This window comes from Blautia sp. ZXY-1-C6 (assembly GCF_056339875.1).
Map to the genome: position 1 here is coordinate 20,872 of NZ_JBWJVQ010000258.1, position 25,322 is coordinate 46,193.

At 42.5% G+C, this 25,322-nt stretch carries 21 protein-coding genes; all 21 read right to left on the minus strand.

Annotated elements, in window-relative coordinates; genetic code table 11:
• Nucleotides 1-270: 270 nt before the first annotated feature.
• Nucleotides 271-2,307, minus strand: coding sequence for a lysine--tRNA ligase (gene lysS / locus AC075J_RS16700; protein WP_008707788.1), 2,037 nt, complete (start codon nt 2,305-2,307; stop codon nt 271-273).
• 399 nt (nt 2,308-2,706) lie between these two features.
• Entirely contained in the window at nt 2,707-3,189 is a 483-nt protein-coding gene (gene greA / locus AC075J_RS16705; RefSeq protein ID WP_008707789.1) for a transcription elongation factor GreA, read from the minus strand.
• Between the two features lie 228 nt (nt 3,190-3,417).
• Nucleotides 3,418-4,374 carry a tRNA dihydrouridine synthase DusB gene (dusB, locus tag AC075J_RS16710; protein WP_055053599.1) on the minus strand — a complete coding sequence of 319 codons (957 nt, stop codon included), beginning with the start codon at nt 4,372-4,374 and terminating at the stop codon, nt 3,418-3,420.
• Between the two features lie 52 nt (nt 4,375-4,426).
• On the minus strand, nt 4,427-4,792 hold the full coding sequence (locus tag AC075J_RS16715) for a DUF6145 family protein (protein WP_008707791.1): 366 nt from the start codon (nt 4,790-4,792) through the stop codon (nt 4,427-4,429).
• 38 nt (nt 4,793-4,830) lie between these two features.
• Nucleotides 4,831-5,634 (minus strand): biotin--[acetyl-CoA-carboxylase] ligase, encoded by an 804-nt coding sequence (locus AC075J_RS16720; RefSeq protein WP_055058296.1) that lies wholly within the window; start codon nt 5,632-5,634, stop codon nt 4,831-4,833.
• Nucleotides 5,634-6,635, minus strand: coding sequence for an ornithine carbamoyltransferase (gene argF / locus AC075J_RS16725; RefSeq protein ID WP_008707793.1), 1,002 nt, complete (start codon nt 6,633-6,635; stop codon nt 5,634-5,636). Before argF ends, AC075J_RS16720 begins: the two co-directional genes overlap by 1 nt.
• 36 nt (nt 6,636-6,671) lie before the next feature.
• Complete coding sequence (locus AC075J_RS16730) at nt 6,672-7,613, minus strand: SPFH domain-containing protein (RefSeq protein WP_008707794.1); 942 nt, start codon at nt 7,611-7,613, stop codon at nt 6,672-6,674.
• A 2-nt stretch (nt 7,614-7,615) separates the two neighbouring features.
• A complete protein-coding gene (locus tag AC075J_RS16735; protein WP_008707795.1) occupies nt 7,616-8,050 on the minus strand; it encodes an NfeD family protein in 435 nt (144 codons plus the stop codon).
• Between the two features lie 20 nt (nt 8,051-8,070).
• Nucleotides 8,071-8,844, minus strand: a complete 774-nt coding sequence (locus AC075J_RS16740; RefSeq protein ID WP_025579019.1) for a TrmH family RNA methyltransferase — start codon at nt 8,842-8,844, stop codon at nt 8,071-8,073.
• A 9-nt stretch (nt 8,845-8,853) separates the two neighbouring features.
• Nucleotides 8,854-9,507, minus strand: a complete 654-nt coding sequence (locus AC075J_RS16745; protein WP_055060112.1) for a potassium channel family protein — start codon at nt 9,505-9,507, stop codon at nt 8,854-8,856.
• Nucleotides 9,508-9,581: 74 nt separating this feature from the next.
• Nucleotides 9,582-10,976: a TrkH family potassium uptake protein gene (locus AC075J_RS16750; RefSeq protein ID WP_070100676.1), complete on the minus strand. Its 1,395-nt coding sequence runs from the start codon at nt 10,974-10,976 to the stop codon at nt 9,582-9,584.
• 3 nt (nt 10,977-10,979) lie between these two features.
• Nucleotides 10,980-11,978 (minus strand): 6-phosphofructokinase, encoded by a 999-nt coding sequence (gene pfkA / locus AC075J_RS16755; protein ID WP_020993323.1) that lies wholly within the window; start codon nt 11,976-11,978, stop codon nt 10,980-10,982.
• A 72-nt stretch (nt 11,979-12,050) separates the two neighbouring features.
• Nucleotides 12,051-15,518: a DNA polymerase III subunit alpha gene (locus tag AC075J_RS16760; protein WP_055060113.1), complete on the minus strand. Its 3,468-nt coding sequence runs from the start codon at nt 15,516-15,518 to the stop codon at nt 12,051-12,053.
• Between the two features lie 133 nt (nt 15,519-15,651).
• Nucleotides 15,652-16,491, minus strand: coding sequence for a CvfB family protein (locus AC075J_RS16765; RefSeq protein ID WP_008707806.1), 840 nt, complete (start codon nt 16,489-16,491; stop codon nt 15,652-15,654).
• Nucleotides 16,492-16,726: 235 nt separating this feature from the next.
• A complete protein-coding gene (locus AC075J_RS16770) occupies nt 16,727-17,545 on the minus strand; it encodes an alpha/beta hydrolase (RefSeq protein ID WP_055058294.1) in 819 nt (272 codons plus the stop codon).
• Complete coding sequence (locus tag AC075J_RS16775; RefSeq protein ID WP_055053590.1) at nt 17,535-18,761, minus strand: hypothetical protein; 1,227 nt, start codon at nt 18,759-18,761, stop codon at nt 17,535-17,537. Before AC075J_RS16775 ends, AC075J_RS16770 begins: the two co-directional genes overlap by 11 nt.
• A 420-nt stretch (nt 18,762-19,181) precedes the next feature.
• On the minus strand, nt 19,182-19,874 hold the full coding sequence (locus tag AC075J_RS16780) for an L-ribulose-5-phosphate 4-epimerase (protein WP_055053591.1): 693 nt from the start codon (nt 19,872-19,874) through the stop codon (nt 19,182-19,184).
• Nucleotides 19,875-20,025: 151 nt separating this feature from the next.
• Nucleotides 20,026-20,856, minus strand: a complete 831-nt coding sequence (gene rhaD, locus AC075J_RS16785) for a rhamnulose-1-phosphate aldolase (RefSeq protein ID WP_118569758.1) — start codon at nt 20,854-20,856, stop codon at nt 20,026-20,028.
• 207 nt (nt 20,857-21,063) lie between these two features.
• Nucleotides 21,064-21,774, minus strand: a complete 711-nt coding sequence (locus AC075J_RS16790; protein ID WP_008707812.1) for an acyl-[acyl-carrier-protein] thioesterase — start codon at nt 21,772-21,774, stop codon at nt 21,064-21,066.
• Nucleotides 21,775-21,909: 135 nt separating this feature from the next.
• A complete protein-coding gene (locus AC075J_RS16795) occupies nt 21,910-24,567 on the minus strand; it encodes a sensor histidine kinase (RefSeq protein ID WP_118569757.1) in 2,658 nt (885 codons plus the stop codon).
• Between the two features lie 198 nt (nt 24,568-24,765).
• The coding region (locus AC075J_RS16800; RefSeq protein ID WP_476390523.1) for a response regulator transcription factor at nt 24,766-25,322 on the minus strand (557 nt) is incomplete at its 5' end.

The window sequence follows — 25,322 nt, forward strand, 5'->3', positions numbered from 1 at the left end:
TGTTCCCTCGCTTTTTCTTTATTGGTAACTGGCTTTTATGATATCAGACAATTCTGACATCAGTAAGCCCTGCGGGGGGATATTGACATATTCCTTTTTGTGCCTTATATATGCCATATATGGCATACCTGCAGCAGTATCATTACTCTCCATCGCAGTGCGATCCTGCCCGGAGTGTTATTTATGTTATAGGAACATTACAGAGTAATTTCCTATAACATAAATAACACTCCGCCTTTAGTATTTCACTAAAAGCGAAGTGTCCTGATATTAATATAATTTTGCACCAGCCGGAATATGGTCATCTACCATCAGAAGATGAAGTTTTTCTTCGCCCTCTTCCTCATGGATTGCACTAAGTAACATTCCACAAGATTCAATTCCCATCATTGCTCTAGGTGGCAGATTTGTGATAGCTATAAGTGTCTTACCTACCAGTTCTTCTGGTTCGTAGAATGCGTGAATACCGCTTAAAATGGTACGTTCTACGCCTGTTCCATCATCCAGAGTAAACTGTAAAAGTTTCTTTGACTTCGGCACTGCGACACACTCTTTTACCTTTACTGCACGGAAATCGGACTTGCTGAAAGTCTCAAAATCTACCTCATCTTTGAACAATGGTTCGATTTCTACCTTTGAAAAATCGATCTTCTCAACGGGCTTTTCTGAAACCGTTTTAGCCTGCGCAACGTTGTTTGCTTCGTTCTTAGCAGCGCCCTGGGACTTCATTGTCGGGAACAGCAGTACGTCACGGATTGCCTGGCTGTCTGTAAGCAGCATAACCAGACGGTCGATTCCGTATCCGATACCACCTGTAGGCGGCATACCAATCTCCAGTGCATTCAGGAAGTCTTCATCTGTGTGGTTTGCTTCCTCATCTCCTGCGTCAGCAAGAGCATCCTGTGCTTTGAAACGCTCTCTCTGGTCAATCGGGTCATTGAGCTCGGAATATGCGTTACACATTTCCCATGTATTAATGAACAGCTCGAAACGCTCTACCTTATTCGGATCAGAAGGTTTCTTCTTTGTCAGCGGAGAAATCTCGATCGGATGATCCATGATAAATGTTGGCTGGATCAGTTCTTTTTCACAGTATTCCTCGAAAAACAGGTTGATGATATCACCCTTCTTATGACGTTCTTCATATTCAATATGATGCTCATCTGCAAGCTTCTTAGCTGCTTCATCATCTGCAACTTCATCAAAGTCAATTCCTGCATATTTCTTGATCGCATCATTCATGGTCAGACGTTCAAAAGGTTTGCTGAGGTCGATCTCGATACCATTGTAGGAAATCTTCGCAGAACCACAAACCTTCTCTGCCAGATAACGGAACATAGACTCAGTCAGTTCCATCATGCCTTCATAATCTGTATATGCCTGATAAAGCTCCATCAGAGTAAACTCCGGATTATGACGGGTATCTACACCTTCATTACGGAATACACGTCCGATCTCATAAACTCTCTCAAGACCACCAACGATCAGTCTCTTCAGATAAAGTTCAAGAGAAATACGAAGCTTAACATCTTCGTTCAGTGCATTATAATGAGTTTCAAACGGTCTTGCTGCAGCACCGCCTGCATTTGCAACCAGCATCGGAGTTTCCACTTCCATGAAGTCACGGTCTGCAAGGAAGTTACGGATTTCTTTCAGAATCTGGGAACGTTTGATAAATACGTTCTTGCTGTCCTGATTCATGATAAGGTCTACATATCTCTGACGATAACGCATATCTGTATCTGTCAGTCCATGGAATTTCTCAGGAAGAATCTGTAAGCTCTTGGAAAGAAGAGTCATGCTTTCTGCATGGATAGAAATCTCACCTGTTCTTGTTCTGAATGCAAAACCTTCCAGTCCGAAGATATCACCGATATCGGATTTCTTAAAATCTGCATAAGAATCTGCTCCGATCGCATCTCTTGCTACATATACCTGAATATTTCCCTGTAAATCCTGGATATTGCAGAAAGAAGCCTTACCCATAACTCTCTTGAACATCATACGGCCTGCGATCGCTACGTGGATCGGGCTTGCGTCCATGATTTCTCTTCTCTCTTCGTAATCTTTCTTAACAGCTTCCTTTGCCTGTTCTTCATCAAGACCTGTTACATCTACTTCTGCACGATCTTTGAGAAGTTCTGCCTCATGTGCTTCATAAAGACTCTTCACTTCCATTGAGTGATGAGTCTGGTTAAACTTTGTGATCTGAAATGGGTCTTTTCCATTAGCCTGAAGATCTGCCAGTTTATCGCGACGTACCTTCAGTAACTGGTTTAAATCCTGTTCCTGCTTCTGCTGTGCCACCTTGGTTCCTCCTTATATACTTGTATAATTATTATTTGTTCATAACTGTTCAGTACCTTCACAGTTACGAGCCAAAATGCATTAAAAATCACCTGCGGTGATGGCATTTTGGCTTGTATGTCTCGGGATTTTGGTACTTACGTGCCAAAACACCTCGCGGGATAGTAGACTACTGAATAGTTACATTTATTCTACATTTCCATGTGATATCAGATGTAACAGAAAATTCCATTCAACAGAATCCTGTATTTTCAAATATCAATTTATCAGATATACAGACAAAAATAAGAAATAACAAACTTCTTATTGTCTTCTTATTATCTGCTTATATAGTCAGAGAAAGGTGCGCGTTATGCCTTTGCATGATAAATCTCTACGCGCACCTCAGTCATCTGTCTCTTATACGTTTCTCTGAATCTCCAGAACTTTGTATTTCATGATTCCTGCCGGCATCTCTACTTCTACTACATCGCCTGTATGCGCACCGATAAGTGCTTTTCCTACGGGAGATTCGTTGGAGATTTTGCCTTCAAGGCTGTTAGCCTCTGTGGAACCTACGATCTTCAGCTCGATGTCTTCTTCGAATTCAAAATCGTGTACTTTAACCTTACATCCAACGCTGATCTTGTCCAGATCTACTTCGTCCTCTACAACAACTTCAGCATTCTTTAAGATCTTCTCGATTTCTTCGATACGTGCTTCAATGTCTCTCTGTTCGTCTTTCGCTGCATCGTATTCCGCATTCTCAGATAAGTCGCCCTGTTCTCTGGCTTCCTTAATTTTCTCTGCTACTTCTTTTCTCTTTACTACCTTTAAATCATGCAGCTCTTCTTCTAATTTTTTAAGTCCTGCATAAGTTAGTAAGTTTTTCTTTTCTTCCATAATAACCTTACTCCCTTTCAACATCCGGTATAGTCTTCTGCGTTTCTTTTCGCCCCGGATCACTACATGGATTTATGTGCTTCCTGATACATCATACCTGAAAAAGGGCAGACTTATTCTAGGATATTCACAATTTCTGTATTATACAAAAAAGCACCCGGATTGTCAAGCATTCCGAGCGCCTTTGCTATTGTTTATATTTCTCATTTCACATTGTTTTAACTTTTATTATAATCTTGATAAAAGCGCCTCCAGAGCTTCATAACTTTCTATGGTGTTTGACTCTCTTCTGAGCCCTGCGCTGTGACGCATACCTGCAGTATACCAGGCAACGTGTTTACGCATCTCACGGATTCCTACGAACTCCCCTTTTAATTCAATCTGTTTTCTGGCATGACGCAGGATCATTTCACGTATTTCCTCTACAGACGGACGTTCCAACAGTTCCCCTGTCCGGAAATAATGGTTCAGTTCGCGGAACAACCAGGGATTTCCCCTTACTGCACGTCCCACCATAACAGCATCACATCCGGTCTGTTTTACCAGTGCTTCTGCTTTCAGCGGAGAATCTACATCTCCGTTTCCAATTACAGGAATGGTAATCGCTTCTTTTACCCTGCGGATCGTATCCCAGTCTGCAGTGCCGGAATAGTACTGCTGTCTGGTGCGCCCATGCACTGCAAGTGCTGCTGCTCCCGCATCCTCAATACGTTTCGCGATCTCAACAATATCTACCGGTTCATTCTCAAATCCGATTCGCACCTTGACAGTCAACGGTTTACTGATCGCAGATGATACTTTTCGAACGATCTCTTCAATCAGATTCGGGTTCTTCAATAATGCAGATCCCTCACCGTTATTGACAACCTTCGGCACAGGGCATCCCATATTGATGTCCAGGATATCGAAATCTCTGTCCTCAATGGATTTCGCAACCTCTGCCATAAGATCCGGTTCACTGCCAAAAAGCTGCATGGAAACCGGGTGCTCACATGGATCAATCTCCATCAGGGCAATGGTGTTCTTATTGTGAAAAGAAATCGCTTTTGCACTGATCATTTCCATACAGATCAGTCCGGCCCCCTGCTCTTTACAGAGCGTTCGAAATGGCAGGTCTGTGACACCTGCCATTGGTGCAAGAACAAACGGATTATCAATCTGTACGTTTCCTATTTTCCACTGCATCTCCATGAATGGTTCTCTTGCCCGTACCGGCTCATTCCTTGTCCGCATGGATTCAGTCCTCACTGCCCGATGTTTTCTTCAGTTCTTCTTCCGGGATGTCTCCGAGAAAGAATACTTTATAATACATTTCCAGAGATTCCAGAAGTTCTTTCTTGTCCTGCTGAAGCTGTTTGATCTTCAGTCCGCTTCCGATCTCATCGTAGCGGGCATCTGCTTCCAGAGCTTCTGTTTTAAACTGAAGTCTGCCGTTTTCGTCAAATTCCAGAGTCAGGATTCCTCCTACATCCTCTGTGTAAAGAACACACATGATCTGAAGTTCTTTCTTCACATGATCCGGAAGTGCATTGAAATCCTGATTAAAATAAAATTTCTTCTCATAGGCGCTTGCGCCGCAGAGAGTAATGTTGTCCTGATACATAAATTACTGTTTCCCTCTTTCGAAATTATTCAGAATCTTTATACATAGCTGTAAAGTCCACGCACCGAAACCTCTCCTGCGCTGACTTTCACAACTTCTTTATTCTGCCTTTCCACAAGCAGTTCACCTTTTTCATCAATCCCCCTGCAGATTCCTTCGAAACTTCTGTCACCATCGATCACTCTGACCGGCTGGTTCAGATTTGCAAGGATTCTGTGATAATCATCCAGCAGATGAGTAAAATCACAGGTCTGGATAAATTTCTCATAGTTGATCTCGAAATATTTCATCACCAGTGCAATCACCTGATTTCTGTCATATTCATGACCGCCCTCCAGAATCAGTGAAGTCGCTTTGTCCTGCATTTCTTCCGGAAATTCTTTCAGGTTTACATTGATTCCTACTCCGATGAGAACATAATTGATCTTCACACCATTTGTTCCCATCTCGGTCAGGATACCACAGATTTTCTTCTTAGAGATCACAATATCATTGGGCCATTTAATACTTACGTTAAACCCCAGTTCCTCTGCTGCCTGTGCCACTGCCATTCCCATAACCAGTGTCAGCATAGACGCATACTGCGGTGAAAATTCCGGACGTAAGAGCAGTGTCATCATAATAGAGCTGCCCTCCGGCGCTTCCCATCTTCTGTCAAAACGCCCTCTTCCCGCAGACTGAAATTCCGCAACTGCCAGAGTTCCATGCTCTGCACCATCTTTTGCCAGACGCTTGATCCATGAATTGGTAGAATCTGTTTCTTTTGCAAAATGGACGGTTTTGCCCGCCCATTTTGTGTCTATCGCCTGTGAAATTGTTTCTTCATTATACAGATGTGCCATTATTTGTTCTCCGGCTCTCCTAATGTTGCTACCATAACAGCTTTGATGGTATGCATACGGTTCTCTGCCTCATCAAATACTTTGGACTGCTCAGATTCAAATACTTCGTCTGTTACTTCCATGTCTGTCAGATTGAATCTCTCGCCCATTTCCTTGCCGATCTTTGTCTTAAGGTCATGGAATGCAGGCAGACAGTGAAGGAAGATTGCTTTCTCTCCCGCGTTCTTCATAACGTCCTTTGTTACTTTATAAGGTGTCAGATCATGGATTCTCTCTGTCCATACCTCATCCGGCTCACCCATGGATACCCATACGTCTGTATAGATAACGTCTGCATCCTTTGTTCCTTCCTGAACATCCTCTGTCAGAGTGATGCTTCCGCCGGATGCTTTTGCATATTCCTCGCACTGAGCAACTAACTCTGCATTCGGGAAATATTTCTTAGTTGTGCAGGCTACGAAATGCATGCCAAGTTTTGTGCAGGCAATCATCAGGGAATTACCCATATTGTAACGGGCATCACCCATGTATACAAGCTTACGTCCTTTTAAATCTCCGAAATGCTCACGGATTGTCAGCATATCAGCGATCATCTGTGTCGGATGATATTCGTTCGTAAGGCCATTCCATACCGGAACACCTGCATGTTTTGCAAGCTCTTCTACGACTTCCTGACCAAATCCACGATATTCGATACCATCATACATTCTTCCCAGAACTCTTGCTGTATCTGCAATGCTTTCTTTCTTACCGATCTGAGAACCTGTCGGATCCAAGTATGTGCTTCCCATTCCAAGATCATGGGCAGCTACCTCAAAAGAGCAGCGGGTTCTTGTACTTGTTTTTTCAAAAATAAGTGCAATATTTTTGCCTCTGTAATATTCGTGAAGCTCGCCGGCTTTCTTCTTTGCTTTAAGTTCTGCGGATAAATCAATAAGATATGTGATCTCCTCCGGTGTAAAGTCTTTCAGTGTCAGAAAGTTTCTTCCTTTTAAGTTCATAATAATTCTCTCCCCGATGTCATTTATTCTCTTTTGTTATTTGTCTGTCTCCGCTTTCGGATCAGTGACGATCTCTTTCAGCGAACTTGCCAGACCTGCAATTCCCTGAATATCCGACGGAATGATGATCTTGGTTGCCTTACCGTCTGCTGCCCTGGCAAATGCTTCCAGACTCTTCAGTGTCAGAACTGCCTCATCTGCTCCTGCCTCTCTGATCATGCGGATACCCTCTGCATTGGCATTCTGAACTTTCAGAACTGCCTCAGCCTGTCCTTCTGCCTCCTTGATCATACGCTCTTTCTGAGCCTCTGCGCGGAGGATTGCTGCCTGTTTCTCAGCTTCTGCATCCAGAATTGCGGATTGTTTCTTACCTTCTGCAACAAGGATCGTAGATTTCTTCTGACCTTCTGCGATCAGGATTGCTTCACGACGTTCACGCTCAGCTTTCATCTGTTTCTCCATTGCATCCTGGATAGCTGCCGGAGGAATAATGTTCTTCAGTTCCACACGATTGACCTTGATTCCCCATGGATCAGTAGCTTCATCAAGAGAAGCTCTCATCTTGGTATTGATCGTCTCACGTGATGTAAGTGTCTCATCCAGTTCCATGTCACCGATAATATTTCTTAAGGTTGTTGCGGACAGATTCTCGATTGCCATGATCGGATTCTCCACACCGTAAGTATAAAGCTTCGGATCTGTAATCTGAAAGAATACGACAGTATCGATCTGCATGGTTACGTTATCCTTTGTGATAACCGGCTGCGGTGGAAAATCCACTACCTGTTCCTTCAGATTTACCTTTCTGGCTACTCGTTCAATAAACGGAACCTTGAAGTGAATTCCTGTACTCCAGGTCGCCTGATAAGCTCCCAGACGTTCCAGGATTACTGCATATGCCTGTGGTACAATGCGGACGCAGGATGCAAGGACCCATACCGCAATAACGATAATAACTATCAGAAAAACCACGCCCATAACTAATCCTCCTTATTCTGTTTTACGATAAGTTTCACACCTCGGATCTCTTCGATCGTTACAACGGTGCCTTCGCCGATTTTTTCGTCATCAGCAGAACGTGCAGTCCATTCAATGTCATTGATACGAACCTGGCCTGTCTGCGCCAGATTGTCAATCTCCTGAATCACAACTGCTTTCTTTCCAATCAGACTGTTTGCATTGGTCTGTATGGTTTCTTTGTTGAAGTACTTCATTGCCAGTGGTCTGGTAAAGATGAGAAGTACCAATGAAACACACAGAAACAGCAATATCTGTACAGTGAGGTTCGCTCCTGCATAACATGCAATAGCAGCGACCAGTGCGCCGCCGGCAAACCAGATGGTGGTCAGTCCTGCCGTAATTGCCTCTACAACCAGCAATAACGCAAGAATCCCAAGCCAGATCAAAGGCTGCATGAAACTCCTCCTTTCGTCTGCTATCGTCTCTGACGAGCAGCTTCATACATGAGAATTCCGGATGCCATGGCAGCATTCAGAGATTCTACTTTTCCACACATAGGAATCCGTATCAGACAATCAGCACTGTCTGCCGCTTCATCTGTCAGTCCTTTTCCCTCATTGCCGATCAGGAAAGCAGTTCCTCCTGTGTAGGATTCCTGATCATAAGAGTTCTTACCATGCAGATGCGCTGCAAATGTGCGGATATTTCTGTCTTTCAGTTCCTGTGCTAATGATACCACACTTTCCACATATAGGAAAGGCATTCTGTAGACAGAACCCATGGTTGATCGTATAACCTTCGGGTTTGTGATATCCACGCAGGTCTTTGTCAGAAGAACTCCGCTTACTCCGGCGCCTTCTCCTGTACGGAGAATAGTTCCCGCATTTCCCGGATCCTGCAGGTCTTCCAGGATCATAACCAGCGGATTTTTCCCGCCGAGAATATCTTCCATTATATAGGAAGGTTTCTTAAGCACTGTCATAATTCCCTGCGGCGTCTGCGTATCGCTCATCTGTCGAAAAACAGAATCTGTTACTATTTCATATGGAAGTTTCTCCACCTGAGCCATCAGTTCTGCATCACCGCTGAGAGCTTCTGATACATACACCTTCGAAATCCAATCCCTAGGTGCTTCGCCGAACATTTTTCTTCCTTCTGCAACAAAAAGCCCTTGTTCTCTGCGGGCTTTTGTTTTCTGGTTCAGCTGTATGATATTTTTTACCTGTCCGTTATTTACACTGGTGATCATATCTTATCCTCAATTTTCCGAAACCTTATTCAGGTCACTGTTTGCTCCTGCTGCAACAACTGTGCAGTCTGCCGGAAACACTTCATCCGGCGCCACATTCATATTCATCTTATCGCCATGCTTCAGACCGATCAGATTGATGTTATACTTTTCCCTGACCTTCAGCTCCCGAAGTGTTTTTCCTATCCATTCCCGCGGGATCTTAAATTCTGCCATACTGAAATCAGAAGAAAGCTCAAACATATCGACAAATCCACTGGAGAGAAGATTTCTTGCAACTCTGATACCCATGGAATGTTCAGGATAAATCACCTTATCTGCCCCTATTTTCTCCAGTATCCTGCCATGAAGAGGATTCATTGCCTTCGCCATGACAAAAGGAACTCCAAGTTCTTTCACCTGCATCGTTGCTGTAATACTGGCCTCCATATTCTCGGCTACTGCGATGACCGCAACATCTACGTTCTGAACTCCAAGCGATTCCAAAATTCCCGGATCACGCACATCTGCCTTGACAGCATAGGAAACTTTCTCTGCGATATCCTGCACATTATCATCTTTATCGTCAATGGCAAGTACATCGCAGTTCGCCTCTGCCAGAGTAAGGGCTACCGTCATCCCGAACTGCCCAAGACCGATCACTGCATAAGATTTGTTCTTCATTTTCTTCCTCATTTCTCTTTCTGAACATGTATTCGTTATCCTCTGCGAATATCCGCCTGACTGCCAAACCGTTACTATCCAATCATAATATCTTCTTCTGCCAGATGTGAATCTGCCGGCATTTTCTGTACACGTACAGTCACTGCAGTTCCCAGAGTCAGCGGACCGATTCTTCCCAGATACATAGTCAGGATCACGATCCATTTGCCTGCTGTATTCAGGCAGGGTGTCAGCCCTCTGCTAAGTCCTACCGTTGCAACCGCAGATGTAATTTCATAAACAACATCTTCTACAGGTGCTTCCGGCATGGCTGCACACAACAGCATACTCATGAGAATAAGTACTGTAAGTACCATACCTGTCACTACGATGGCAGAACGGATATAGCTGTCTCTGATTCTCCTGTGGTGTACTTCCACATCCCGTTTTCCCTGAAGATTGGATTTCAGACTCAGCAGAAGGACCGCAACTGTTGTTGTCTTAATTCCACCTGCTGTTCCCATAGGGGAACCGCCGATCAACATCAATATCAGGCACAGCATATAAGTTGCATTGGAAAATCTCTCCTGGCTTACAGTGAAAAATCCGGCTGTTCTTGTGGTAACTGACTGGAACAAAGATGCCATCCACTTCGTTCCCGGCGAATATGTCCCGATACTTTCAGGATTTCCATGATCAAACAGAAAGATCAGTACTGTACCGCCCACAACAAGTATCAGCGTCATCATCAACACGATCTTACTGTGAAGACGGAGATTTTTAAACACACGTCCCACAGGAAGTTTCCCTCTGATGACTCGTTTGATCTTATCCCAGATATCCCACCAGACCACAAACCCAAGACCTGACATAATGATCAATCCTACACTTGTAAAGTTTACGATCGGATCAGCAACATACTGAGCCAGGCTATCCTCTCCCAGCAGATCAATACCAGCATTACAGAATGCAGATACTGCCGTAAAAACAGAGTATCCCAGACCTTTTGCCAGACCGAACTGCGGAATAAATCGAACTGCATAACACACTGCACCGATTCCTTCTGCTCCAAACACACAGATCAGAACTTTCTTCACCAGCCTGACCATTCCACCCATTCTGTCCATATTATAGGACTCCTGGATAACACGCCGGTTCCTCAGCGATATTTTCTTTCTCAGACTTATAAAAATAATACTGCCCAGGGAAATCAGTCCCACACCTCCGATCTGGATCAGGACAAGAATAATAAGCTTGCCTGCCAGAGTCCAGTGAGTTGCCGTAACAACTGTCACAAGCCCTGTTACACATATACTTGTGGTTGCAGTAAACATGGCATCTGTAAAAGATGTGTGGTATCCGGGTGCCGTACAAAACGGCAGCCACAGAAGTAATCCCCCTAAGATAATCACTCCCGCAAAACCGAGGGTAATTATCTGAGCAGTATTTAATTTATGCAGTCTGTTATATAACTGCATCTTTTTATTCATTTGTTATTTGTTGTTTTTATCATAGTTATGAGAAAGTGACTGGCATACTTCCCACTGATAGTCAGAGATACCCTTCTGCATAGCAAGTGCTTCATTGATATCGAAGTCTACGAATTCACCGTGACGATATCCGACAACGCGGCATGTCTTGCCTGCAATAAGAAGGTCTACAGCCAGAGCACCCATCATAGATGCATATACACGGTCTTTACATGTCGGGCTTCCACCACGCTGCATGTGTCCAAGGATTGTAGCACGTGTTTCGATACCTGTGGCAGCTTCGATACGTTTTGCCATTGCTTCAGAATGACCGATACCTTCTGCATTGATGATGATGTGATGCTTTTTGCCTTTCTTACGACTCTCGATAATGTTATTGATCAGCTTCTGCTCATCATAGTCATATTTCTCAGGAACCAGAACGTCCTCAGCACCGTTGGCAATACCGCACCACAGAGCAATATATCCTGCACCACGTCCCATAACCTCGATGATACTGCATCTCTCATGAGAAGTGGAAGTATCACGTACTTTATCAATTGCTTCCATTGCTGTGTTTACAGCTGTATCAAATCCGATGGTATATTCTGTACATGCAATGTCAAGGTCGATTGTTCCAGGAAGACCGATTGTATTGATTCCGAGATTCGCAAGCTTCTGAGCACCTGCGAAGGATCCGTCACCACCGATGACAACAAGTCCGTCAATTCCATGTTTTCTGCAGATCTCTGCTCCACGTTTCTGGCCTTCTTCTGTACGGAATTCTGCACAACGTGCTGTATAAAGGATTGTACCTCCACGCTCGATTGTATCAGATACATCTTTTGCGCTCATGTCAATAATCTCTTCGTTTAACAGACCATTGTATCCTTTCAGAATACCTTTTACATTTAATCCATTGCTTAAACCTCTTCTGACAACTGCACGAATTGCAGCATTCATTCCAGGTGCGTCACCACCGCTGGTAAGGACACCAATGGTTTTTATCTTGTTTTCTGCCATCTTTTCTTCCTCCATCTTCTGAATCTATCTCATTTTTACTATACACATATTCGGGTATAGTTTAGCGCATTTCTATAAGTTTTTCAATCCTCTTTCTACAACTTTAACATTGGTTTTACCATATTTTTCGTACATATAGTTCAGCCATGAGTCCTGAATTTGTGCATGATATCCAACCGGAAGCTTCTTTATGGCCTTTACGTCTTTCAGGTAGATCACAACAGCACTGTCACCCGGTGAACGTCTGAGGTCTGCAAGCAATTCCTGAGATTGCTGTGTGTAGCTTTCTTTATTGTCAAACTGTATCCAGATTTCCCTTGGCATATTGTCAAAGGGACGGATTTTTTCAAGGATCAGTTTACTGGCGCGATCGTCCTCTGCAGATACTCTGCCCTGAATAAATACTCTGCCTTCTTCATTCAGGAACTGCTGACTTTTCTCATAATCTCTGGGAAACACAACTACCTCCACTGTTCCTACCAGATCCTCCACTGTGAGGAATGCCATAACCTTATTATTCTTTGTATATTTGATGGTTTTATCCGTAATCATTCCACCGATAATTACTTTCTGACCATCCATGACTTTCGGAAGATTTGTTTCTTCATCCTGCTGAAAATCCGAGGTTTTCGCAGAAATGGTTTTCTCCATCATTTCCCGGTAATTTTCCAGAGGATGACCACTGAGGTAGATTCCCAGAACTTCCTTCTCATATCCCAGAAGTTCCTCTTTTCCGAATTCCTCCACATCGGGCATACGGATTTCAAATTCTTTCTTGTCCTCCTCGCTTACCAGATCAAAAAGGCTCATCTGGCCTGCCAGTGAATTCTTCTTATCCTGACTGATACTGTCTGAAATCTTCTGATAAACCAGCATTTTCTGGCGGCGGTTACCATCCAGGCAATCCAGCGCACCTGCTTTGATAAAGTTTTCTACTGCTCGCTTATTCATCTGCGGAGAGTTTCGTTCCATAAAATCCTTCAGGGAACGATATTGTCCGTTCTCTTCCCTCTCTCTTACCAAGCTTTCAATAACCGGACGTCCCACACTCTTTATAGCGGACAGACCATATCGGATCGCACCATTATCTACAGAGAATCCGTACATTCCACAGTTCACATCCGGCGGCAGGATCTTAATCCCCATCTGTCTGCAGACCAAAATATATTCTGCAACCTTATTGGGAAAATCAATAACCGATGTCATAAGTGCAGCCATAAATTCTACAGGATAATAGTACTTCAGATAGGCTGTCTGGTAGGAAACAACTGCATAGGCTGCTGCATGGGACTTATTAAAGGCATATTTGGCAAAATCAATCATTTCATCATAGATTTTATTTGCCGTTGCCTCATCAATTCCATTTGCAATACAGCCTGGAACTCCCTCTGCTTCATTTCCGTAAACAAAGTTCTGGCGCTCCTTTTCCATGACAGAGGCCTTCTTTTTGGACATTGCACGGCGCACCAGGTCGCTTCGGCCCAGAGTATAACCTGCCAGGTTACGAACGATCTGCATAACCTGTTCCTGATAGACAATACACCCATAAGTAGGCTTCAGGATTGGCTCCAGCTGAGGGCAGTCGTAACGGATGGTATCCGGACGGTTTTTGCCCCGGATATACTGAGGGATAAAATCCATGGGACCCGGACGGTAAAGAGAAATTCCTGCGATCACATCTTCCAGGCTCTGAGGCTTCAGTTCCTTCATGAAGTTTTTCATTCCCGCACTTTCAAGCTGAAATACACCATCAGAACGACCGGTGCCGAGGGAATCCAAAACCTTTTTATCATCATAATTGATTTTCTGCATGTCCAGAGTCACTCCTGCATCCTTCTGGATCAGCTTTACTGCATTCTGGATCACAGTCAGGGTACGAAGTCCCAGGAAGTCCATTTTCAAAAGTCCCAATTCTTCCAGTGTTGTCATGGTAAACTGTGTGACAATGGAACCATCCGACGCTCTGGAAAGCGGTACATATTCAGAAACATCTTTCTGACTGATAACCACACCGGCTGCATGCATGGAAGTATGTCTTGGAAGTCCCTCCAGACGTCTTGCCATATCGATCAGATAATGAATTTCATCCTGCTCTTCATATGCTTTTTTCAGCTCAGGGTTCATAGTAAGGGCTTTATCTATAGTAATATTTAATTCCTGCGGGATCATTTTCGCAATGGAATCCACCTGTGCATAAGGCATATCCAGTACACGGCCCACATCCCGGATCACACCACGGGCTGCCAGCGTACCAAAAGTAACGATCTGAACCACACAATCATCCCCATATTTACGGCGGACATATTCAATAACCTCCTGCCTTCTTTCGAAGCAGAAGTCAACGTCAATATCAGGCATAGATACTCGTTCCGGATTCAGAAATCGCTCAAAGAGCAGATCATAGCGAATAGGATCAAGCTGTGTGATGCCCAAGGTATAAGCAACCAGACTTCCCGCTGCAGAGCCACGTCCCGGTCCTACCATAATGTCATGATCGCGGGCATATTTAATAAAATCCCATACTATAAGGAAGTAATCCACGTAGCCCATATTTTTTATAGTAGATAATTCGTAATTCAGACGAGCTTTTAATTCCTCTGTAACCGGCTGATAACGTTCCTCCAGTCCCTCGAAGCATAGCTTGTTCAGATATTCCCAGGATGTAAGACCATCCGGCACATCGAATCTTGGAAGCTTAGTCACGCCAAATTCAATCTCAACATGACATCTCTGTGCAATCTTATGAGTATTCTCCAGGGCCTCCAAAGCATATGGGAAAAGTTCTGCCATTTCTTCCGGGGATTTCACATAATACTGGCCGCCCTCATAACGCATTCTGTCCTCGTCTGCCAGTTTCTTGTTTGTCTGCAGACAGAGAAGAATATCATGAGGATCAGCATCCTCCGCCCTTGTATAATGCACATCATTGGTTGCCACAAGGTCAATCCCTGTTTCTTCGTGCATACGGAGAAGTTCCTGATTTACCAGTCTCTGCGCAGGAATTCCATGATCCTGTAATTCCAGGAAGAAATTGCCTTTTCCAAAAATATCCTGATAACGAAGAGCTGCTGCCTTTGCATCCTCATACATGCCTCTCTGAAGATATCTGGCAACCTCACCTGCCAGACAGGCACTTAATGCGATAATTCCCTCATGGTACTCTTTTAATACCGCAAGGTCTACTCGAGGTTTATAATAGAAACCTTCTGTGAAACCCTTTGATACTATCTTCATCAGGTTGGCATACCCCTGATTATTTTCTGCCAGAAGAACCAGGTGGTAATATCTGTCTTCGCCGCTTCCTGCTTCACGGTCAAATCGGGAGCCGGGGGCTACATAAACCTCACATCCCAGAATCGGATTGATTCCCTCGGCTCTTGCTGCACGATAAAAATCAATCACACCATACATAACTCCATGATCTGTGATCGCCGCACTGTCCATGCCAAGTTCTTTGACACGGGCTACATATTCTTTTATCTTATTGGAACCATCCAGCAGACTGTATTCTGTATGGACGTGAAGATGTGTAAACTCCAACTCTATTTCTCTCCTGTTCTAATATCTGCAATTTTATCGCAGCATATTTTTATAAATTTAACTGAATCAGGTAAGTCCCATGCTTCAATTGCGAAAAGCAATAATCATTGGGTGGGGACTTGCTTGTCTGTTACTATTTCGCGTAGATTCTCTTGTCCTTAATCTCTACTTTGCCTTCCTTCATCAGATGGCCAATGGCACGTTTAAATGCTCCCTTACTCAGACCAAATTCTCGCTGGATCACTTCCGGTGATGCCTTGTCATCAAATGGAAGAACACCTGCAAATTCATTGATTACTTCAAGGACATTCTCCGCATCCTCATTGATCTGAAGATATGCTTTCTGACGATCTGTGACGTTCATTTTTCCGTCTTCTTTTACTTCGCTGACACGCAGCTCAAGGATCTTGCCCGGGCGGTATTTTCCCTTGGCTTCTCTTGCAGGGATCAGTGCGGAATATTTATCATCAACTGCCACAAATACACCGAATCTGTCGCTGATCTCATAAACACGGCCCTTCACCATATCTCCCACTACATAAGGAGTTCTGGTGGAAAGATAATGATAAACCTTCATAGTTGCGCAGAGACGACTGCTCTTGTCAATATAGAGTGCTACCAGCACATCTTCTCCCTCTCTTACTTTCAGAGTCTGTTCATGATATGGAAGCAGAAGGTCTTTCTCCAGTCCCCAGTCAAGGAATGCACCAATCCTTGTTACCTGAGAGACTTTCAGAACTGCTGTCTGACCTACCTGAAGCTTCGGTTCTTTTGTTGTTGCAATAAGACGATCCTGAGAATCCTTGTAGATAAATGCTTCAATGCTGTCGCCTTCTTTTGTTCCTTCCGGAACCTGTCTGGACGGAAGAAGAACACGGTTCTTTGCATCTGCCTGCATATCCTCACCCAGATATACACCAAAATCTACGGACTTTACTACTGTTAATTTCTGTTTTTTTCCTAACTCAATCATATAATCTCCATTTCTGTTGTGATAGTATCTTTTTAAAGAAAATTAAAAATATACTATACTTTCATCATCCTCTGACATTAGCTTTATATTTCAGTATAACATAAATAATAAAGGCGGCACAATGCCGCCTTATTATTTTTTATTATCTTATTTTACGTTACTGTTCACTATAGATCAGAATGTATTTTATTCCAACTCGATTTCACATACACTCAGACAGATTCTTTATCGTGTATTATATATTCTGCATCCACTTGCATGCCAGTTCTATCCAGGACTGGCATTCTTTCTGTACACAGCCGCCGTCTTCGTGGCTTGTCTCTTCGTTTGCAAGACTTAAACCATGTCCGCCAACCGGATAAAGATGCATTTCTACCGGAATTTCAAATTTGCGCAACGCATTGAAGAACAACAGAGAATTCTCTACAGGAACACAATCATCTGTCACTGTATGCCACAGGAATGTGGTTGGTGTATCTTTAGATACCTGGAATTCCAGAGACTGTTCTTTTCTCTTATCAAGATCATTATAATCCTCTCCAAGCAAGCATTCAAAGGAACCTGTATGTGCAAACTCACCGGAAGTGATCACCGGATAACTTAAGATCATACCATTTGGTTTCACCATATCAGAAGTTACCCCAAGTGTCTGTGCAATAAAATCTTTCTTCCAGAAAACGCCAAGACTTGCTGCCAGATGACCACCTGCGGAAAAGCCCTGCAGAACAATTTTATTCGTATCAATATGAAACTCTGCAGCATTTTTTCTTAAAAAAGCAACAGACTTCGCAAGCTGCAAGAGTGCCAGTGGATATCTGGCAGGTTCTACGCTATAGCGCAGGATCACTGCATGATATCCCCTTACCAGATACTGCATGGCGATCGGTTCTGCTTCTCTGTCAGAAGTCATAGCATACCCGCCTCCCGGGCAGATCACAACTACCGGACGCTTTCTGTTGATATGCATTTCAATGGAATTATCCAGAAAATAAGTGTATAAATCTGCAGTTTCTTTATATCCGTCTACTGCAATTTCAATCTTCTTATAAATCATAAGTTCCTCCTGTATATTTCATCATTTTTTCCATTTCTACTCCCCATTCCGCTAATTTTTGGGGAATATTTACAGCTACTTTTCTCAGTTTTGTTTTGCCATCCTTTGCTGCCAGACGCTTATATAAATGTATATTTCCATCTGCATCAAGAACAATATAAAAACACTCTAAAATATGACCTGATCCTACAATTTCCCGTGTTGTATATATATATCCCGCTTTATTCTTTTTTCTTTTAGAAAAAACAATCCCTCTGCTTCTCCTGTCTCGGAAACTTGGAAAATAATCTTCACGTATAATTTCAAGTTCTTCCCATTTATACATTTTTTTGAAAAACAGATACGATATTTTGCAGCCTTCTTTACTTAATGTTACGACTTTTGAAGAGAAAAACAATAATGGTGCATCAATCAAAAACTCAAGAATCAATATTGGAATTCTTTCTCCCTCTTCAGCAGACAGCCCTGTCCAAATAAGCAGTACCGTAATAAGTATTACCATGGTTATCTGCAAAAAATCTCTGATCTTTATTACTTCTTGCTGATATTCTTTTAAATTTGTACAGTCTGCTCCTTTGCTTTGAATTTTTTTTCTTTGTTGCCTCCTCAATTCTATCATTTCATCATATTGTCTTTGTTTTTCTTCTTCTTTTATTCCCTCTCCTTTTTCTGCCTCCACTCCCCATTCCTTCATTTTTTCACGAACATTTACGTACATTTTTCTAATAACTTGCTTTTTTCCTTTTTCTAATTTATAAGAAAAAACATTGCCATGTTCATCAAAAGTAATGTAAAAACAATCTGAAAGCGGAAACGCATCAACGATCATCCTGGTAGTATATTTCTTTTTCTTCTTATTTACTGCATATTTGGAAAATACAATCCCCTGATAACGTATGCTCCCTCCTTTACCATATGTATACCAGACATCCTCTCTGATAACAGCAAGCTCTTCCCATTTATAATTTCTCTTCCAAAACAGCCAGGATACCGTACAGCCTTCTCTGCTCAGCACAACAGTTCTCATATAATACAAGATTAACAGCAACATTAATATTTCCACACTAAAAATTATAAATTCATATCCCTCTGTTCTTATTTCCTTTCTTTCCAGGAAAATCATCAGCATTCCTATGCCGAATACAAACGCTGATATAAATAATATCAGTATTATATGTGGATCTAATACTCTTATTTTTTCCTGCTGCTCTTTCATATGCATTTCCTCCGGTTGTCTGAAATCCTTACTGTTACTATTCCGGTATATCAACCTAATTTCTTGCATTTTCTTATGAGTTCATTATAAGGTAAATATATGTAATTGTTAAGGTGCAAAATAAAATGTTGCTGTCCCGTTTACTGCAAATTAAACGAACCATACAATATTAAAGTTCAGCTGTTATTATCTTTCAAGGATCATGACATCTTTTGCATTCATGCTAACGGTCTGCCCTGAAACGTTCTCCTCCTTCGATAAAGTTGCAGAAAATTGCCCGGACTTTCTGCAATATGGCAGAAGAATTTTCCTTGTTTCTTCTGCTACAAAAAATCTCCCGGATAAGAGAAGCGCTTACTCTTATCCGGGAGATTTTTTATATCTTTAACAAGTTCATATCTTTTATTTTCAGATCAGCAATTATTTATTTCCCTGTCCATAATATGCATTTGCACCATGTTTTCTGAAGTAGTGCTTATCCTGCAGATCCTGTGGTGCAGGTTTTACCTGTGGATTGATCAGCTCACAGCGGGATGCCATCTTGGCAACTTCCTCAAGAACAACTGCATTATGTACTGCTTCATGAGCATCCTTGCCCCATGCAAATGGTCCATGGTTTTTGCAAAGTACTGCAGGTACTGCTTCATAATCTTTGTCCTTAAACAGGTCTACGATCAGAAGTCCTGTGTTTTTCTCATATTCTTCAAATTCCTTGCCTTCCAGGCAGCGTGCACATGGAACTTCACCATAAATATAATCTGCATGTGTGGTTCCATAACATGGGATTGATCTTCCGGCCTGTGCCCAGCTTGTTGCCCATGAAGAATGTGTATGTACAACTCCTCCGATATTCGGGAATGCTTTGTACAGTTCTACATGAGTTGCTGTATCAGAAGATGGATTGTATTTTCCTTCTACCTTATTTCCATTCAGGTCTACAACAACCATATCATCCGGTGTCAGCAGATCATAATCAACCCCACTTGGTTTGATGACAAAAAGTCCTGATTCTCTGTCGATTCCGCTTACATTTCCCCATGTAAATGTAACAAGTCCGTATTTTGGAAGATCCATGTTTGCTTTGTAAACTTCCTCTTTTAATTTCTCCAGCATGATTCGTACCTCTCCTTTTGCTTTTCAGATATTCTTTTACAACAGCTTTCAGATGTTCCGGCTTTTTTCTGCATATCCCACCCGGAAAATCTCTTAATATCTGTATTATAGCACTTGTACGGTACATGTACCAACTTGTATGTTGATTATTTTACTGTTTCTCATACAAAAACTCTTCAGGCAGACTTACCTTGAAATCTTTTGCAAGTGAACGGAAATTGTCCGGTGTAATAGTCTGAAGTTTATTTGGAGTCATAGAAAGAATCTTCACCAGAATCTCTGCAGATTTTTCTACCGTATGGAGCAGACCAAATGTCAGGTCAAAATCTTCACCTGAGCAGAACATTCCATGATGTGCCCAGATAACAACATCATATTTCTTCATTAATTCTGCTGTTTTTATGGCAATTTCTCTTCCACCCGGTACCATCCAGCCGACAACACCTACGCCGTCCGGGAATACAACCGGACACTCTGTAGCAGATTCCCATAACTCTCTTGTAAAGATCTTATCATCCAGTGGCAGAACAAATGTCAGAGCAATTGTATTTGTCGTATGTGCATGATAAATAACACGATGTTTTCCGTTTGTCAGTTTCTTCTTCACTTCATGATTCATCAGATGAGTCGGAAGCTCACTGGTAGGTCTGCCGCCCTCAACCAGGCCCCAGCGGATTCTGTAATTTGTTCCTGTCTCATCCAGTTCAATGATCGCAAGACATACTTCCGGATCCACGATAATATTTCTGAAATATTTACCGCTTCCCGTTACAAGGAAAAACTCTCCTGCTAATCCCGGAACCTCTACCCCGATCGGTATCCATTCTCCAGGTGTATTCAGACGGGGACGGATCATCTCTACTTCCTCCGGTTTCAGACGATAGCTTAAGTTTCCGCCGTTTCTCTCATGCCATCCCTGAAGATAACCGTCATTTGCCATTTTGATAAATCCCTGTACAAATTTAGATTCCAGAATTTTCATAATATATATACCCTCCGCTTTTTGTGGTTTTATGTTGTTTGTTTTTAACAATATATTGTTTCTTGTTGTTTATGAATGTATTATATATTGTTTCTTGTTGTTTGTAAATAATTTATTCAAAAAATCTCTCACAAAACCACACATCAATTCCGAAATATCTTTGTCAATTCTGTCCTGCTATTCATCCTGTTCAGAAGATTTTTACCGTTATTTTTGCTGAAATTCTATAATTGCGTATGCTTTTCCGTCTGTATCATCAAGCGATACAATCACCTTTCCTGTTTCTGCTTTTGCTTTCGGGCAGATTATATCTCCAAGTTTTGCCTGCATCTTATACTCTGCACGCATCTGGTATACTTTGAAATCTTCCGGCAGGAAATCTTCTGCCATACAGATATACTGACAGTTGTTTACATGATGATTAGTGTCAAGATGATGCTTCTGCACTGTGAATGATTCCTGTGAAGTCATGTCATCCGGAAGTTTGATTTTCCTCGGTGCATAATCCATTTCCAGCTTTTCGCCGAGTATGTAATTGTCTGTATCTGCAGGTGTCAGTCTCACCGGAATCCCTGTACTGATGGCCAGATGTGTCCAGTTGGAGTTCGCCCAGGCAAGCTTCTTCCCATCCATTGTTTCTATGGTGAAATTACGCATACCCATGAATCCTTTGAAATCATAAGGTGCTGTCGTGATCCTGATTTCCGTTCCCATAGCAGGATATTCATCCACAATTACCTGCCAGGAAGAAAGAACCCACGCTCTGTCTCTTGCCTTCAGCACGTCTCCTCCAAGCCCGACCGACTCCGCATGAAATGTACAGCAATCCTGAAAATAATTCAAAACACCCGGTAATGTCAGTTTGCCGTTCTCACCTGTCTCACTGTATCTGACTCTGCTGTTAAAACTGTAATTCATTTTTTATGTCCCCTTTTCTTATGTCGCTATGATTTTTTAATATACTTCTTTTCTATTATTATAACAAGCCAAAAATATAAGGCATAAAACAGTTTTTATAAACTGGCCTATGCCTTATCTTTGTTCTACGTTATATTATTTACTGTAATTCTTTGCTACAAATGTGATCATCACCTTAAACAGATCCCCATCCAGGTATAGCTTAAACTCACCTCCCTGCAGCTCTGTCAGACTCTTTGCGATAGAGAGTCCCAGTCCGCTTCCTTCTGTATTTCTCGCCACATCTCCTCTGATAAATCGTTCTGTCAGTTCATCCGCAGAGATATTCAAAGGCTGTGCTGAAATGTTTTTCAGGGAAAAGGTTACTTTTTTATTTCTGTTGCTGATCTCTGCATAAACTCTGGTGCCTTCCATTGCGTACTTCACAACATTGCCGAATACATTTTCCAGAACACGCCACATTCTCTGACCGTCTGCGTAGATAATGGACGGTTCGTCTGTGAAATGTACCATCATAGTCAGGTTCTTCTCCTGGAATTTCTCTTCAAATTCTCCGATCACCTGCTGCACCATTTCTACAAAATCAATATCATTCATCTCCAGCTTGATGTTTCCGGTGCTTGCCTTGGATGCCTCTACCACATCCTCTGTGAGCACCTTCAGTCTCTGAGATTTCTCATCCAGGATGCGTAAATATTCCTGTATTTTCGGATCTGTCGGATTTTCCCGTTTCATCAGATCTACATAATTGATAATGGAAGTCAGAGGTGTTTTCAGGTCATGGGAAACATTTGTGATCAGCTCTGTCTGCATCCTTTCTTTTTTCAGGCTGTTCTCCACAGCAGCATCCAGACCACTGCCAATATTGTTGATATATTCTGCCATCACCTTCTGTTTTCCGGTAAGTGTATCTGTTTTGATCTTATATTGCAGTTCTCCATCGCTTATTTTTTTCAGACCATCCATAATAAGATCCAGTCCGTCTGCTTTTCTGATGGCGAAAATCATAACAGCCACATCTACAGCCATCAATGCCAGCAGGAATACTCCTGCACCACTGAATACGCAGCCGATGATCAGGAACTGCAAAAATAAAAATGCACCTCCCACAAGCAGAACTTTTATTTTTTCTGCTGTATTTCTGGAAAAAGCTCTGGCAAAATCGGCAAGCTTCCCACTGCATTTTCCAATCCATTTCAGAACTTTTCTAATCAGACTGTTTTTCCATAAGGTTCCTGCCTTTATTCTTCTTACCAGGCTGAGATATCCGATCAGAAACCATGCCATTGTATAAGTCCCACATATGAGACAGATAACAATCACTGTCACTACTACATGACTGTAACCCAATGATGAGTTGGCGATCAAGGTTCCCGATATGATCGTTCCTGCCAGCCATATACCGATTACTGTTCCTGCCGCAATTTCTGTATACCATCTGTCAAATCCATTCAGATGTATTTCTTCATCCTCTGGTCTCCTTCCTGCTGTCACAGTCAGCCACACCATACCGATCAGCCAGAGCACACTTCCGAAGATTGCTCCTGCCAGCATCGGAAACATAAGCTTTGAATATGTCTCATAGTTCTCTGCCTCATCAGCCATGGAATCTGCCACAGAAAATTTCGTATCAACCGAAACTGCAAATACAAAATCCTTTGTGTCAAAGCTCTGATCAATGGTATGATTCCACACCTGCAGATCTGCACCCGGAATATTTGTAACACACTCACTTAATTCCGGGTAAACAACTGCATATGCTTTTTCCTTAAATATTTTCTCAAGGTTCTGCTCCAGCTGTGCGTAACTGCTGTACGCTTTTTTATTTGTATAGATTGTCTGTGTTTCTTTATCTGCGAAAAGATATGTGAGGTTGGTACTCCCTTCGGTATAGTCTCCCACGCTGTGAAAGACGGATGCCAGTGATGTTTCATAATCATTGAACTGTTCATCTGACTGTATGGCACGGATGCAGTCCAGAAGTGTGAATAACTCCTTATATGCATCCTCCAGTCTCCCATTCCATTCCGTGCTTTTGTTTACCGCATCCAGGATATTCTCAGCTCCCTGTGGTGCAAATTTCTCGTCCAGCTGACTCAGTTCTACGAAAAAACATCCCGGATATTCTGTGTTTGTTCTGGTATCCGTAACGTTGCCGATATTCTCTGATTGTGAGGTATATCTGTAATAAAGTTCATCTGCTACGGTATCCAGTTTCTCGGACTCGGTCTTTGATTCGAAATCATCTTCTTCAAGAAAATCTGTATTGTAATTAATTTTCAGTGTTCCATCTGCCACCATCTTTTTAAAGTCAGTCCGATAAAAATAGTGGCTGGTTCCGTCAGAAGATTCACATCTTATGACCTGTGAATCTTCGTCATAAACACCTTCATAATAGTTTGCCTCCCAGTCTTTTCCCCACTCCAGAAGATCACTTACAGAGTACGCAAGCCCGGAAGTATTTTTCAGAGAAAGGTCTCTGATGGAATCACGGGTGTTTCCTTTTTCCTCAAATTCTGCCAGATCAATCACTGCCGATGAACCAGCATTTTTCAGATAGTTAATGTCATCCTGCGCTGCCAGACTGACCAGAATATCTGATCCTCTGTTGCTGACCTGTTTCTCAAATGCTTCTGATTCTGTGTAACTTTTGCCTCTGTCATCCAGGCGGATTCCAGTCTGATAGATCATCACAAACATAGCTGCACAGACTGCTGCTGCAACTGCTGCCAGATGCGCGATCACGATCCAGATTGCCTTGACAGAACTGCTTCTGTATCCTTTTCCCTTCATAATGTTTGTCCCTTTCCTTTTTTATTTAATTTATTACTTTGTCAAGCGGATATTCGCAATCCGCTTTGCTACTTGCTCATAACCAAATAACTGCTTCGCAGTTTATCAGAATGCGCTTGCACGCCTCCTGATACAAGCAAGTCCCCACCCACTGCTTATTGCTTTTCGCAATTGAAGCAGGGGACTTACTTGATTTGGTTAAATTTTTTCCACCTTATATCCAAGCCCCCACACAACCTTCAGGTATCTTGGCTCCCTTGGATTAATCTCAATTTTTTCTCTGATATGCCGGATATGCACTGCCACTGTATTATCTGCTGCAACTGCTTCCTCATTCCAGATGTTTTCGTAGATCTGATTAATGGAAAATACCCTTCCCTGATTCTTCATCAGAAGAAACAGGATATTGTACTCAATAGGTGTCAGCTTCACCACATCACCGTCCACCCTGACTTCCTTCAGGTCATCGTTTATGCTCAGACCTCCTGTCTCGTAGATATGAGCATTCTCCACAGGTATTGCTGCTCCCAGCCTTGTATATCTTCGAAGCTGTGATTTCACCCTTGCCACCAGTTCCAGGGGATTAAAGGGCTTGGTTACATAATCATCTGCCCCTACATTTAATCCAAGGATCTTATCTGCATCCTCTGATTTCGCAGAAAGAATAATGATCGGAAGAGGATTCTCTTCCCTTATCTTCAAAGTAGCCCGGATGCCATCCAGCTTCGGCATCATAATATCTATGATCAGCAGAT